The organism is Streptomyces colwelliae, from assembly GCF_048158785.1.
In the GTDB taxonomy this organism is placed as follows: domain Bacteria; phylum Actinomycetota; class Actinomycetes; order Streptomycetales; family Streptomycetaceae; genus Streptomyces.
Map to the genome: position 1 here is coordinate 27,897 of NZ_JBLTJC010000045.1, position 14,764 is coordinate 42,660.

Below are 14,764 nucleotides of genomic sequence, written 5' to 3' on the forward strand. Positions count from 1 at the left end.
TCAACCACCGGCCTGAAGGTCGAGGGTGCTGCCCTTGTCCTGTAGATACGGCGCCGCCTGCCACTGCCCGAAGTCGAGCACCCGGCTCTGGTCCTGGGCGACGAACTTCCACGGCCCGACGTAGGCGTTGTCGTGCCAGCGGTTGTGCTGCTTCTCGGTGATGGCGTCGGCCACCTGCTCGCCCTTGTACGGCGACCAGTCCGGATAGGTGCCGTAGTTGGACAGCACCGCCATGCGGTCGCACATCTCCGTGCACTTGACGACGGACTCGTCGAGCACGAAACGGTTGCCATGGATGTCCACCCGCTGGGTCTTCCACCGGCAGTCGGAGTAGAGGGGTGCCTTGGCGATGGCCGGCTTCGCGCAGCTGGCGGTCTTCTTCACCAGCAGCGTGCAGTCACCGGACGAGGTGTTGGCCGGGCTGTTGCAGAACCGGTCGGCGTTCTCCCAGAGGGTGATCCCGGACCAGTTGTTCTCCAGCACGTTCCGGTAGATCTCGATCTTGTCGGTGCGGGCCTTGATCCGTGGTTCGCCGCCGGACTCGGACAGGTAGACGGTCGCGTATGGGAAGTTGTCGCCGCTGTCGGCCGCCTTACGGCCCTCGACCCAGTTGTTCCGCCGGATCGTGTTGTCCCGGATGACCGCGTTGTAGCTGGTCTCGTAGATCAGTGCGGCACCGTCGTTGGCCTCGATCACGTTGTTCTCGATGCGGAAGTCGTTGTTGTTGGTGTCCGCCCACAACCCGGTGCCGCGGTTGTCGTGCACCCAATTGCCGCTGATCTCGGCGCCGTTGACCTCCCAGAACTTGATGCCTCCGGTGCAGCCGCAACCCTCCCGCTTCCGCTCCCAGTCACCGGTGTTGTTGCCCGTGATCTCGTTGCCCTCGACCACCAGGCCGGTGATACGGCCGCTGCCCTTGTACGCGTTCATGCCGTACTGGCCGTTGTCCCGCAGGCAGTTGGCGCGGACCTGCTGGCGGGCACCGGCCATCAGACCGGCGCCGGAGTTGTTCTGGATCGAGGAGTTCTCGATCACCCATCCGTCGGCCGAGTCGTGGTTGACCACGCCCTCGTCCTGCGGCGCGACGAAACCCTGCACGGTCAGGTAGCGGATGGTGACATCGGGGGCGGTACCGGTGAACGCGTACTGGTTCTTCTTCCGGCCGTCGAGCACCGCGCCCGGCGCACCGAGGTAGTGGTCCCCCTTCTTGGGGATGACCTGGGCGTAGCGGTCCGGGTCGAGCCTGTGCTTGCCGGGCCGGAGCCAGAACGTGGTGTTCGGAGGGCTGCTCTTGGTCTTCGCCGCCAGGTCACCGACCACCGCGGGGTCGACGGTCACCGCGCCCGCCGGTGCCTTCGCCGGCCCGGCCGCGGGGTTGGCGCACACCCGGGCCACGGACCGGGCGGCGGACGTGGACGTGGACGGCGCGGCGGTCGGCTTCGTCGTGGCCGGGGCGCTCGACGTGCTCTCGCAGCCGGTCGCCGTCAGCAGGGCCAGCGCCAGCGGTGCCGCCGCCAACGCCCAGTGCCGCCGGTTGATCCTCACGCGCCCCCCTGGCCGCGGAACCCGAGCACGGTGGTGAACCCGGCCACGCCGTCGGCGAAACCGGTGCCGACCAGCGTGGTGGTGGGTTCCTTGCGCCCGAATCCGGCGGAGTACCAGCCCAGCGGCGGGTCCGTCTCGCCGCGATGCGCCTGCCAGGACAGCTGCTCCGGCAGGTCGAGTACGGCGGAGCGGTCCTCGCCGTCGCAGGTCCAGGTGAGCACGGCCCGGTGTCCCGCGAGGTCCGCGGCGATCGTCGGGCCGAGGTGAAATGCCAGGCGCACGGCCCGCCGTGGGCCGCGGACCTCGTCGACAATCCGCAACTCCCGGCTCACGTCGGTCAGTTCGACCTCGCGGCGGTGCACGGAACCCTGGTAGCCGTCGTGCTCGGCGGCCCAACGGGCCACCCCCACACCGGAGTTGTCCACGTCCAGGACGCGGGTGCCGGCGTGCCGGGTCCACAGGAACGGGCCGCCGGAGACGGACTGGTCACCGCCGTCCACTTGCAGGGTGTTGTGGCCGAGGGTCGAGCGGAAGTACTGCCGCCACGCGGGCTGCCCGTGGTAGCAGTACGTCCCCGGGTCGGCGAGCACGTCCACCCCGTCGTGCCGGACCTCCACGGACAGCGCGTCGGCGTGGGCATGCGCGGCGATGGACAGGAAGCCGTGCGGACCGCCGTCGCAGCGGCACCAGATCTCCTCAGGACCGCGCAGGACGGTGAGCCCCGCGTCGGCGAAGCGGTCGGGCCTGATCGCCGGGCGGGCGGTTCCGTCCTTCGCGTACGGCCGGACGAGCGCGGCCAGCAGCGGGGTGCGGACGTCGGTGCCGGTGACCGCCGGCCACCAGTCGAGGCGGCCGAACACGGCGTCGCCCGTTGCCAGGAGCGAGCCCCAGCGGTCGGTGCTCTCACCGTCCAGGATCAGGCCGTATCCGTCGTCCGCGTCCCCCTGGCGGGGCGGTCGCAGCCGGTTGTCCACTACGGCCGCCAGGGCGTCGGTCATCCGCAGCAGCACCAGCCGGAGCGACTCGGGCACCGGCACATCGGCGGCATCGGCCTCGGCCACCGCGGCCAGGCCGAGTTCCAGCACGAGTCCGTGATATTCGGTGGCCAGCTCGCGGTTGAGGCCGGAGTCGAAGGTGTTGGCACGCAGCTCCCGCTCCAGCGAGCGCAGCGCGTCCGACCGCCAACGCGCCGACGAGGGGAACCAGTTGAACACGCAGGCCGCGGCGAACTGCCCGGCGGTCTCCGCGATGACGTGGTTGTTCGCCGAGGAGCCCCGGCTGGGGAAGGCGGCCAGCCAGCGCTGGTGGTGCCAGATCTGGTTCAGCGCGACCGGGTTGTCCTCGAACAGATCGGCCGCGCCCGGCCAGCCGTCGAGCAGCCGACGGACCCACACCCAGGACAGCAGCCGGATGCCCAGCTCGATGCCGCTGATCCAATGCACGCCTTGCAGCGGCGGGTTGGCCGCCCACCACGACCGCAGATGGGCGGCGACGCGCTCGGCGTACCGCTCGTCGCCGGTGACCGCGTAGGCGGCGGCGAGCACGGTGAGGTGCTGGTGCCGGGACGGCTCCCAGATCTGCTTGATGTCCCCGGCCACGTCCTCGTCGCGGTACGGCACGTCGAAGGCGTAGCCCGACGGGGCCCGGCACCCGGTCTTCGGGTCGTAGGACCAGTCCGGGTCGATGAGGTCGTCGCGGACCACCCCGAAGAACTCAGCGTGCCCGGCCATCAGTTGGTCCGCCTCGGCGACGAGCCGTTTCACGGCGTCCGGCGGCACCTCGGCGACCGTGCCCGCGGGCAGGACGGCGGTGAACCGGGCGCCGGTGACGGCCGGACAGGCGGGCGGCGCCGACCGCCAACGCCGCCTGCGCACGGCGTCGCCCGCCCGGCCCGCGACCTCTCGCGGCCCCATCCGGGACAGCCGCCGCAGGTACCAGCCCGCACTCATGGTCATGGCGTCCTCGCCAGCGTCACCGGCGCGCCGCCGCCCAGGCCGGCCTGCACGGCGAGGGTGGCCGCCGTGGTGGCGACCAGCGACTCCAGCGGCACCGGCATCGGTCCGCCGGTCCGAACCGCCTTGATGAACGCGGCCAGTTCGGCGTTCTGGCCCTTGTCCCGGGCCTTGGGCAGCCGCGAACTGACCCACTTCTTACGGCCGTACACCGAGGCCTTGACGAAGTCGTCGAGCCGCAGCACCTTGCCGTCCGCGACCAGGTCCAGGGTCTCCTTGGGGAAACCGGGGGCGCCGGTGGTGACGTAGCTGATGGTGGCGGTGGAGCCGTCCGGGTAGCGCAGGACGACCTGGAGGTCCTCGTTGCCGGGCGCGGCCGTCGCGTACACGGAGACCGGGTCGGCGTCGAGCAGCCAGCTCGCCGTGTCGATGAAGTGTCCGCCCTCGCCGGCGAACCGCGAGCCCTCGGCGCCCTGTTGGAGGTACCAGCTGCCGTGCTGGAGCTTGCCCGCGTTGACGAGGTAGCGCAGGCTCGCCGGACCGGTCCGGGTGCCGAACCGCTCCCTGGCCTCCTGGAGCAGCGGCGCGAACCGGCGGTTGAAGCCCACCTGGAGCCGGTCGTTGCCGGACTCCTCCACCGCCGCGAGGACGCCGGCCAGTTCATCCTCGGTGAGGGCCAGGGGCTTCTCCACGAACACCGTCTTGCCGGCCAGCAGCGCCTGCCGGGTCAGTTCGGCGTGCGAGCTGTGCCGGGTGACCACGAACACCGCGTCGATGGACTTGTCGCCGAGCACGGCATCGAGGTCGGTGGTCGCCTCGGCGAAGCCGAACTTCCGCTGCGCGTTGGCCGCGGACAGCGCCGTCGTGGTGACGACGGTCGACAGCTCGACGCCCTCGCGCTGGGCGAGGTGCGGCAGCAGCATCGACGTCGCGTAGTTGCCCGCACCTACGAAAGCGAGCCGCACCGGCGTCTTGGCGGACCGGGCCGGGGCGACGGTTGCGCCGGTGCGCCGCACCTCGGGCACGGACACCTCCGGGGCCGCCGACTCCCCTTGTTCCTCCGCCTGTTCGGGGTAGCGGAACAGCACGGCCACGGCCTTGAGTTCGCCGTCCTTCAGGCTCTGGTAGGTCTCCACGGCGTCGTCGAAGTCGGCGATGTGGGAGACCAGCGGCTCCACGTCGACCCTGCCGCGGGCGAGGAGATCGAGGAAGCACGCCAGGTTGCGGCGCTCGGTCCAGCGCACGTAGCCGATCGGGTAGTCGCGGCCCTCCAGCTCGTACGACGGGTCGTAGCGCCCGGGGCCGTAGGAGCGCGAGAAGCGGACGTCGAGTTCCTTCTCGTAGTACGCGTTCCACGGCAGGTCGAGGCGGCACTTGCCGATGTCGACGACCCGGCCGCGGTCCCGCGCGAGCCGGGCGGCCAGCTCGACGGGCTGGTTGCTGCCGCCGCCTGCGGCGAGGAACACCTGGTCCACGCCGTGTCCGTCGGTGAGTTCGGCGACGGCGGCCTCCACGGCCGGGGACGCGGGGTCGCCGCAGGCCGCGGCGCCCAGGCGCTCGGCGAGTTCGCAGCGCGTCGGGTCCGGGTCGGCTCCGACCACGCGGACTCCGGCTGCGGTGAGGAGCTGGACCACCAGCTGCCCGATCAGTCCGAGGCCGATGACCAGCGCCACCTCGCCGAGCTGCGGCTCGCCCTGGCGTACGCCCTGCATCGCGATCGAGCCGACGGTGCCGAAGGCCGCGTGCCGCGGCGCGAGTCCGTCGGGGACCGGGGCGTAGAGGTTCTTCGGCACCCAGTTCAACTCGGCGTGCAGCGCGTGCTCGTTGCCGGCGCAGGCCACGAGGTCGCCGACCTTCACGTCGTCGATCCCGGAGCCGACCTGCTCGACCACCCCGCACAGCGAGTAGCCCAGCGGCGTGTAGGAGTCCAGCTTGCCCATCACCTTGCGGTAGGTGGCGGGCACCCCGTTGGTGGCCACGCTCTGCATGACCTTGGCCACCTGGTCCGGCCGGGAGCGGGCCTTGCCCAGCATCGACATGCCGGCCTCGGAGACCTTCATGAGCTCGGTGCCGGTGGATATCAGCGAGTAGGCGCTGCGGACCAGCACACCGCCCGGCTTGCACCCCGGTACCGGAACGTCGAGCACCGCCAGCTCGCCGCTCTTGTAGTTCTGTACAACCTGCTTCACCAGAACTCCTGTTTTCTAAGCCGTCGTCCGAGCGCTCTGGGCGGAGCCAGAGGTCGCGTCGCGATACCAGTACTCGAGGGTCAGTACGTGCCAGAGGTGTTTGGAGTAGTCCGCCTGTCCGGCGGCGTCCTCTGCGACCATGCGTGCCAGCGCGTCGCGGCGCAGGAGCCCGGAGTTGACGAGCACGCCGTCGTTGACCACCTCGCGCACCAGCGGTGCCAGGTCGCGGCTCATCCAGGCGCGCAGCGGGGCGCTGAACAAGCCCTTGGGCCGGTACACGATCTCCTTGGGCAGTACCGAGGTGGCCGCTTCCTTGAGGGCGGCCTTGCCCTGCCGGCCGACGATCTTGCGACTGCCGGGTATGGCGAACGCCGCCTTGACGACCTCGATGTCGACGTACGGCGTCCGGACCTCGGTCGACGCGGCCATGCTCGACCGGTCCGTGTAGGCGAGGTTCAGGCCCGGCAGGAACATGCGGGAGTCGGTCAGGCACATGCGGTTGACGAAGTCGTCGAGGTCGTTGTCCTGGTAGACGTCCGTGTGCTCGGTGATCACGTCGTCGACCGTCCCGGCCAGGTCCGGGTTGAGCAGGGCGAGCAGCTCGTCCTGGTCGTACATGGTGTAGCTGCGCCGGAACGCGGTCTCCTCGGGCAGATCGGCGAAGGAGAGGAACCGCTTCGCGAAACGCACCGACCGGTAGCCCCGGGTGGCCGAGGCGACCGGCAGCCGGTCCACGACCCCGGACACCCCGCGCCGCAACGGTCGGGGGACGCGCTGGTAGCGCAGCGCGAGCAGGTTCGCGAAGTGCTTGCGGTACCCCGCGAACAGCTCGTCCGCGCCCATCCCGGAGAGCATCACCTTGACCCCGGCCTCCCGGGCGGCCATGCAGATCAGGTACGTGTTGATCGCGGCGGGGTCGCCGATCGGCTCGTCCAGGCTGTACGTCATCTGCGGCAGCAGGTCGAGGACGTTCGGGGCGATCTCGATCTCGTGCAGGTCGACGCCGAACTGCTCGGCCACCTGCCGGGCGTAGCGCAGGTCGTCCGGCATCGCCTCGAACTTGGCGTCCTCGGCGCGGAATCCGATGGTGTAGGCGGAGATCCCGGGCTGGTGGCGGGCCGCCAGCGCGGTCAGATAGCTGGAGTCGAGGCCGCCGGAGAGGAAGGTCGCCACGGGTACGTCGGAGAGCAGGTGGCGCCGGGTCGACTCCTCGACGACGGCGGCGAGGTCGGGTTGTTCACCGGCCAGGGCCCGGTCCCGGCCCTCGGCGGCGACGTCCTTCAGGTTCCAGAACCGGCCGCGCTCCACCCGGCCGTCGGGCCGGCAGCGCAGCCAGCTCCCCGGCGGCAGCTTCTCCGCCTCGCGGAACGCGCAGCGGGAGTCCGGCACCCAGTAGTAGAGCAGGGAGGCCACCAGCGCCGCGTGGTCCACCTCCAGCGACTTGCCGGTCGCGGCGGCGAGCGCCTTGAGCTCGGAGGCGAACATCAGGCCCTCGCCGCGCCGGAGCAGGAACAGCGGCTTGATGCCCAACTGGTCGCGGGCCAGCACCAGTTCACCGGTCCGCTCGTCGAAGACGCCGAACGCGAACATGCCGCGCAGCCGGGGCAGGCAGTCCGTGCCCCAGCGCCGCCAGGCCTCCAGGACCACCTCGGTGTCGGAGGTACCGCGGAAGCGCACCCCGGTCGCCTCCAACTCGGCGCGCAGCTCGGGCGCGTTGTACAGCTCGCCGTTGTACGTCAGGGCGAGGCCGTCCGAGACCATCGGCTGGGCGCCGGTCTCGGACAGGTCGATGATGGACAACCGGCGGTGCCCGAGCTGCACTTCGCCGTCACCCAGGGGGTGCCCGTAGCGGCCCGCGCCGTCCGGGCCCCGGTGGGCGAGGGTGTCGGTGAGCCGGTCGGTCACGGCCTTTCCGTCCGGCCATCGGTACGTGCCCGCGATGCCACACACGTCTACCGCACCTCCTGGTCGTTGTCCGGGACCCGTGCGGCCCGTATCGGCTGCCGTTCGGTGAGCCGTCGGCCGGTCGCGTTCTGCCAGGTCGGCCGCTCGCTCCGGCCGCGCAGCGCGTTGGCCAGCCCGTCCCACAGCGTGCCGTCGGTCCGGTCGCGCGGATCGGGGTCGATCAGCACCACACCGATCACCGGGATGTGCTGGTCCGCGAGTTGCCGGGCCACGGTGTGCAGCCATGCGGCGCTGCCGTGCCCGGCCCGCACGACGAGCACGGTCCGGGAGCCGAGGTGCTGGAGGTCGGTCCACGCCGTACCGGGCGCCACCGAGCCGACACCGATCCGCTGCTCCTGCGGGGACACGGTGGCGGCCTTTTCGCCGCCGACCACGGTGGGGTCCCCCGGTTTCGGGCGGCGGCCCGAGAGCTGCGTGCCGGGGAGACCGTCGACGACGGTCACCGGACCGTCCTCCCCCAGGGCCCGGGCGAGACCGAGGGCGATCACGGCCGTGCCGCGCGCGCAGCCCAGTTCCAGGAGCGACAGCGGTTCCGCCGAGCCGCGCGCGGTGCGGGCCAGTGTCGTGGTGAGCCGTTCGCGTGCCACCCGGGTCCGCCGCCGCTGCCACAACCTGCCGGATCGGCGGGGCAGTTCCGCGATGACCGAGGCGCCGAGGTTCGCCGCGATGTCCCGCCGCAGCACGGGCCGGTCCGCGACGACCACGCCGACCGCGGCCAGCGCGAGCCCGAGGAAGAGCCCGAGGACGAGTCCGATCACGGCGTTGGTGGCGGCGGCCTTGGGCAGGGAGTGCCGCACCGCGCGCGGTGCGTCCACGATCTGCGTGCCGGCGACGAGTTGGGGCGCGCCGACGCGCGCCTCCTCGGCGCGTTGGCCGAAGTCGGAGATCTGTGAGGTGAGTTCGGCCCGCCGGGCGAAGAGCGATTCGAGGTTCGCCGAGTCCTTCGGGTCGGTGTCGAGCGTCCGGCCGGCGATCGTTTTGTTGACGCCGGCGAGTTCCGCCTGCATCCGGTCACGCTGGTCGAGCAGGCCCTGGGCGTTGGCGTTGGCGATGGCCTGGATGCGCTGGGCGTGGTCCGCGACGAACGCCTCGGCCAGGGCCTTGGCCCGGGCCACCGCTTCCGCGTCGGTCTTGCCCGTCACATCGATCTCAAGGACGTTGTTGGTCAGTCCGGTGCCCCGGTAGTCCTTCATGAAGTCCTCCGGTTTTTCCGGGGACTTGAGGATCCGCAGCGCCTGGCCGGCGATCCGCGAGGTCCCCAGCAGCTGGGCGTCGGTGCGGATCAGCGTTCCGGTGTCGTTCGGCTGGTCCTCCTGATGCGCGACGAGCACCTTGGTCACCGCGGCCGGTGCCGGCGGCAGCAGGACCGCCACGGCCGCGCCGCTCAGCAGTCCGAGCAGGGCCATCGCGGACCAGAGCCGGCGGCGTCTGCGGACCGCGACCACCAGCGCCTGCACGTCGAGGAGCGGAGTGGTCGCCGACGACTCCGAAGTCGTGTTCGTCATCACGCCGAACCTCCCGTCGCGTGGCCGTGCACCGCGAACGTCAAAGTGGCCTCGTCCGATGGACGGTCGGCGGTCCGCGTCGGACGGGTGGTGCGTACCGTGCCGGCGACGACGACGCCGACGACCTCGTGGCCGCCGTCCGCGCATGCCTCGGCGATGTCCGCGAGTTCCTCAGCGGTCCGGCTGCCCGCGCCGACGACGACCAGGGCACCGGACTCCGTGTCGCGGTCCCGGTCCGGCACGACCGGCCGGTCCACCGAGACCTCCACCACCCGCAGCAGCGGATCGCCCGTGGCCTCGGCGACGAGCTGCCCGGCGGCCCGGTGGGCGACCTCGTCGCCTTCCGGTACGACGACCAGCAGCCGCCGGGGGGCGGGCAGTTGGTCTCTCAGGCGAGTGCACACCCGCCGGTAGCGGATCCGTCTGTCCGCCTCGTCGCCGGACCGCTGCGGGGTCGGTATGTCCCACCGGGTGTCGACGCCGAGGAGCCGACGGATCCGGGACCACGGGCCACGGCTCTCCGGCCGGTGCCCGCTCCGTTCACCGGGCACGTCGACGGTGCCGAGGAGGGCCGAGCCCAGCGCCGCGGCGATCTCCGGTTCGGTGCGCGGCCGGCGGCTCACCCGTGCGGCGGCGAGATGGCCGATGACCGCGAGCAGGAGGAACAACAGCGCCCCGCCGACGGTCAGTTGCATCCTCGTCGGCGCCGCCGCGCCGGTCGGCCGGGGCGCCGGCCCCATGACGACCATGTTGGCCTTGCCGGTTGCCGACGGGGCGGCCTCTTCGAGCTTCTTCATGGCATCCTGCAGCGCGGTGCGCAGCCCTTCCAGTTCGGTGCGGGCCTGCACGCTCTCCACGGTCTGCCCCGGATCGGCCGCGCCGGCCAGGTCGCTGATGCGGCGGTTGGTGTCCGCCACCTGCTTCCGCAGCGCCTCCGTCTCCGTGGCCGCCGCGGGGTCGATGCTGCCGCCGGCGACACGCACGGCGAAGGTGACGAACTGCTGGGCGACCTGGTCGGAGAGCCGCTGCGCGCGCTCCGGGGTGTCGGCCGTACCGGAGATCTTGATGATGTTCCCGTCGTCGGCCTTGGCGCTGACCTGGTCCTTCAGGTCGGCGCCGCTGACGCCCTTCCAGCGGAGCGTGGCGGCCGCGCGGTCGGCCACCTCGGAACTGGTCGCGATGTCCACCTGGGTCAGCAGTTCGCGCTCGTCCCACTGGCCCGGCAGCAGCACGGATGCCGCCGCCGTGTACCGCGGCGGCAACAGCAGCACCGAGGTGCCGTAGCCGACGAGCGCACCCACTACGGCGAGTACGGCCAGAAGCCGCCACCGCCGACGGAGAATCCGTCCGATCGTGACCAGACGGATCGTGTCCTCATTCAATGGTGCGGCCTCTTCCCCGTACGGACCGGCCCGCCCGCCGACACCGGGGCTTGGTCCCGGCTGGCGGCGGCGTAGGCGGCGAGCAGCGACGCTTGCGAGTTCTGCCAGGACAGCGGGCCGCTGATCCGCTCCTGGCCGGTCTTGCCCATCCGGGCCCGCTTCTGCGGATCGTCGAGGAGCAGCGCGATGAGCTTGGCGAACTGGGCCTCGTCGTCGTCGGGCGCGTAGACGGCGGCGTCACCGGCGGAGACGCGCGCCTCCTTGAGGTCGAACGAGACGATCGGCCGTCCCATCGCCATGTACTCCAGGACCTTGTTCATGGTCGACACGTCGTTGAGCGGATTGCACGGGTCGGGGGAAAGGCACACGTCCGCGGTGCACAGGTAGCGCACCAGGTCGGCGTCCGGGATGCGCCCGGTGAACTGCACCTGCTCGGACAGACCCAGCTGCCGGGCCAGCTCCACCATCGCGTCGAAGGCGTCGCCGGCGCCGACGAAGACGGCGTGCCAGTCGGTCCGCCCGAGCTCGTCGCGCAGTTTCGCCAGGGCCCGCAAGGCGTAGTCGACGCCGTCCTGCGGGCCCATGACGCCGAGGTAGCACAGCAGATGGGGCTTGCCGCGCTTCAACTCCGGCTCCGGCGGCACCGGTTGGAACCGGTCGGTCGCGGGCGCGCTGCGCACCACGAAGACGTCCTCCGGCCGCTTGCCGCCGCGGCTGAGCGCGACGTCCCGGTAGCTCTCGTTCGTGGCGAGCACGATGTCCGCGGCCCGGTAGGTCCGCCGCTCCAGCGCGCACACGGCGCGGTAGAGCAGGTCCTCGCCGCGGTCGAACCGGGAGAGGTACAGCTCGGGTACCAGGTCGTGCTGATCGAAGACGAACCGGGCGCCGCGCCGCTTCAGCCACAGTGCGGGCAGGAACAGCAGGTCGGGCGGGTTGCAGGCGTGGACCACGTCGACCGGGCCGACCTTGCGGGCCAGCCGGACCGTGTGCCAGAGCGCCGTTCCGTACTCCCGCAGGTAGCCGGCCGGCCCTCCGGTGGCCGCGCGCAACGGGTAGCGGTGGATCCGCACCCCGTCGATCACCGCTTCCGGTTCCGTGTCCCGTTTCTCCCCCTGGGGGCAGATGACGTGCACTTCCCAGCCCGCGTCGCGCAGGGTGGTGCACTCCTGCCACACCCGCCGGTCGAACGGCACCGACAGGTTCTCCACCAGGATCAGCGCACGCCGGTTCGTCCCGTCGCCGCTGTTCGCTTTACCAGGCAAGGCCCATGTACCCCGGTTCGGTCCGGCGCGCGTCGGCGTCGGGAAGGTGGATGAGGTCGACGATCGCCGGGACGCCCGCGTGGGGCAGCGCCGACAGCACGGCCGGATCCTTGGTCCCGACCAGGCACACCTCGGCGTGCTCCAGCACCTCGTCGACGGAGTCGGCGAGCAGCTGCGCGAGATGCGGCAGCCGGCTCTCGATGTACTCGCGGTTCGCGCCGAGCAGCCGGGAGAGGCTCACGTTGGCGTCGTAGATCTTGAGGTCGTAGCCCTTGCCGAAGAGTCTCTCCGCCAGCTCGACGAGCGGGCTCTCTCTGAGGTCGTCGGTGCCGGGTTTGAAGGACAGCCCGAACATTCCCACCCGGCGCTTGCCGGTGCGCTCGACCAGGTCCACCGCGCGCTGGAGATGGTCCGAGTTGGAGGCCAGCACGTGGGAGAGGATGGGCACCGAGACGTCGGCCCGCTGCGCCGCGTAAACCAGGCTGCGCAGGTCCTTGGGCAGGCAGGAGCCGCCGAACGCGAAGCCGGGCCGCAGGTAGGCGGGGCTGATGTTCAGCTTGCGGTCGGCCAGGAACACGTCCATCACCTGGTGCGAGTCCACCCCGAGCGCCTGGCACACCGAGCCCAGCTCGTTGGCGAAGCCGATCTTGAGGCCGTGGAACGCGTTGTCCGCGTACTTGATCGCCTCGGCGGTCGGGACCGGAACCCGGAACACCTCGCCGGGCAGGCCGTCGTAGAGCGCCGTCACCGCGTCGCCGCTCGCCGGGTCGAGCTCGCCGATGACGGTCTTGGGCGGGTCGAAGAAGTCCTGGACGCTCGTGCCCTCGCGCAGGAACTCCGGGTTGACCGCGACCCCGAAGTCCACCCCGGCCGTGCCGCCGACGTTCTTCTCCAGGATCGGCACCAGCAGGTTCAGGCAGGTGCCCGGGAGCATGGTGCTGCGGAACACGACGGTCTGGCGCCCGCCCCGTTCGGCGAGCGCGGCGCCGATCTGTTCGGTGACCCGCTCCAAGTACGTGGTGCACAGGCTGCCGTTGGGCTCCGACGGGGTGCCCACGCAGATCAGCGATATCTCGCTGCCCATGATCGCCTCGTGGACATCACCGGTGGCGCGGAGCGCTCCGGTCCGTACGACCTCGGCGATGAGCTCGCCTATTCGCTCCTCGACCACGGGGGCCTTGCCGTCGTTGACCAGGTCGACCTTCACCTGGTTCACGTCCACCCCGATGACCTCGTGCCCCATGCTGGCCAGGCACGCGGCCGATACGCAGCCCACGTAGCCGAGCCCGAAAACGCTGACTCTCATGCTCCGTCCCTCCCCCCAGTCAGGCCCTTGCGGCCTGCGGTCCGCGCGTCGGTCGGTCGACCCCCGCGCATCAGTAGGCCCCCTGCCCGTGGAGCACGGCACGCAGCGTCTTCCACAAGATCACCGTGTCCAGGGCGAGCGACCAGTCCTCCACGTAGCGCAGGTCGAGGCGGACCGCCTCCTCCCACGGCAGATCGCTGCGTCCGCTGATCTGCCACAGGCCGGTGAGCCCTGGCTTGACCAGCAGCCGCCGCCGGATGTCCGGGCCGTAGGCGGCGGATTCCTCCGGCAGCGGGGGCCGCGGTCCGACGAGCGACATCGATCCGGTGAGCACGTTGAAGAGCTGCGGGAGCTCGTCGAGCGAGTACCGGCGCAGCACCGCTCCGACCCGGGTCACCCGCGGATCCCGGCGGAGCTTGAACAGCAGGCCCGCGCCCTCGTTCCGGTCGGCCAGGTCCGCGCGTGCCCCGTGGGCCCCGGTGACCATGGTGCGGAACTTGACGATGGTGAACTCGCGGCCGTCCTTGCCGACCCTGCGCTGGCGGTAGAGCACCCCGCCGCGGCTGTCCATCAGCACGAGCAGTCCGACGAGGAGCATCAGCGGAGCGAACAGCACCAGCAGAATCGTTGCGCCCAACCGGTCGACGACCCCTTTGATCGCCCGGCGGCCCCCGCTGAAGGTCGGCATGCTGACCCGCAGCAGCGGGATCCCGAGCACCGCGTCGACGTGCAGACGCGGGCCGGCCACCTCCATCAGCACGGGGGCCACGATCATCTCGGCGTCGCTGCCCTCGAGGTTCCAGGCCAGCCGCTGCAACCGGTCAGGTGACCAGTGCGGGTCCGGGGTGACCGCGACGACACGGTAGCCGTCGTGGTGGACGTGCTTGGCGACGTCCTCCAGCAGCCCTATGACCGGTACGCCGTCCAACTCGTCGCCGTCGAGCCCGTGTTGGTCACCGCCGAACCCGCGGCCGTCCGTCGTGCACACCGCCTCCACGCGCCAGCCGAGGTGCGGGAGCTTGCGGGTCCGGTTGATCAGGTCGCGCACGGTGGCGGGGCTCCCGGCGGCGAGCACCGGTCTGAGGCATCGTCCGTCGTTGCGCTGTTTGTGCAGCCAGAGGCGGAGCAGATACCGCTCGGTCATGGTGACGAGCGCGATCGCGGGGATCGCGACGAAGATCCAGAGCTTGATGTTGCGCGAGGTCAGCGCGATCCCGCCGAGCGCCAGGACGACGGTCGCCGTGAACAGCGAACGTCCCAACCGCCGGAATTCCTCGGCGCCTTGACCGAGCACTGCCGGAGCCCACGACCGGCTCACCGCAAGCGCTCCCAGCACGAGCAGCTGGGTGCCGAAGGCGAGAATCCCCCACTTCTCATGCCAGTTGGCCGCGTCCCGGGCCCCGAAGAAGTCACCGATCGACGCCACCACGAAGGCGGTGGCCACGGTGTCACTGATGATCACGGTACGGCGGTACCGCTGCTCCCAATCGGTCGCGGGCTGACTCATTGCCCCGTTCGCCAGACGCCCACGCGCCGACGGAAAAGGGTCGACTATTCCCCCCTGCCGCACAGAACCCCCCAAGGTCCCCAGTGGTCCGGCGTCGCCGCCTCACACTGTTTCGCCCCCTGCGGAGGGTCCCCGCCCCCCGCACTGTGCC

At 71.2% G+C, this 14,764-nt stretch carries 9 protein-coding genes; all 9 read right to left on the bottom strand.

The genetic code is table 11. The annotated features are described in order from the left end of the window. Positions 1-1,545 carry a right-handed parallel beta-helix repeat-containing protein gene (locus ACNFOC_RS12470; protein WP_416959176.1) on the bottom strand — a complete coding sequence of 515 codons (1,545 nt, stop codon included), beginning with the start codon at positions 1,543-1,545 and terminating at the stop codon, positions 1-3. Beyond that, on the bottom strand, positions 1,542-3,500 hold the full coding sequence (locus tag ACNFOC_RS12475) for a heparinase II/III family protein (RefSeq protein WP_416959177.1): 1,959 nt from the start codon (positions 3,498-3,500) through the stop codon (positions 1,542-1,544). Before ACNFOC_RS12475 ends, ACNFOC_RS12470 begins: the two co-directional genes overlap by 4 nt. Further along, complete coding sequence (locus tag ACNFOC_RS12480; protein WP_416959178.1) at positions 3,497-5,686, bottom strand: bi-domain-containing oxidoreductase; 2,190 nt, start codon at positions 5,684-5,686, stop codon at positions 3,497-3,499. The genes ACNFOC_RS12475 and ACNFOC_RS12480 overlap by 4 nt, the downstream gene beginning before the upstream one ends. 15 nt (positions 5,687-5,701) lie before the next feature. Next, the gene (asnB, locus tag ACNFOC_RS12485; RefSeq protein ID WP_416959179.1) at positions 5,702-7,636 is read right to left on the bottom strand and encodes an asparagine synthase (glutamine-hydrolyzing); all 1,935 of its coding nucleotides are present in this window, start codon (positions 7,634-7,636) and stop codon (positions 5,702-5,704) included. Positions 7,637-7,638: 2 nt separating this feature from the next. After that, complete coding sequence (locus ACNFOC_RS12490) at positions 7,639-9,159, bottom strand: Wzz/FepE/Etk N-terminal domain-containing protein (protein WP_416959180.1); 1,521 nt, start codon at positions 9,157-9,159, stop codon at positions 7,639-7,641. Continuing rightward, complete coding sequence (locus tag ACNFOC_RS12495) at positions 9,156-10,538, bottom strand: Wzz/FepE/Etk N-terminal domain-containing protein (protein WP_416959181.1); 1,383 nt, start codon at positions 10,536-10,538, stop codon at positions 9,156-9,158. Before ACNFOC_RS12495 ends, ACNFOC_RS12490 begins: the two co-directional genes overlap by 4 nt. After that, positions 10,535-11,800 carry a glycosyltransferase family 4 protein gene (locus ACNFOC_RS12500; protein WP_416959182.1) on the bottom strand — a complete coding sequence of 422 codons (1,266 nt, stop codon included), beginning with the start codon at positions 11,798-11,800 and terminating at the stop codon, positions 10,535-10,537. Before ACNFOC_RS12500 ends, ACNFOC_RS12495 begins: the two co-directional genes overlap by 4 nt. After that, positions 11,790-13,106, bottom strand: a complete 1,317-nt coding sequence (locus tag ACNFOC_RS12505; RefSeq protein WP_416959183.1) for a nucleotide sugar dehydrogenase — start codon at positions 13,104-13,106, stop codon at positions 11,790-11,792. Before ACNFOC_RS12505 ends, ACNFOC_RS12500 begins: the two co-directional genes overlap by 11 nt. A 70-nt stretch (positions 13,107-13,176) precedes the next feature. Then, positions 13,177-14,676: a sugar transferase gene (locus ACNFOC_RS12510; protein WP_416959184.1), complete on the bottom strand. Its 1,500-nt coding sequence runs from the start codon at positions 14,674-14,676 to the stop codon at positions 13,177-13,179. Positions 14,677-14,764: the final 88 nt, after the last annotated feature.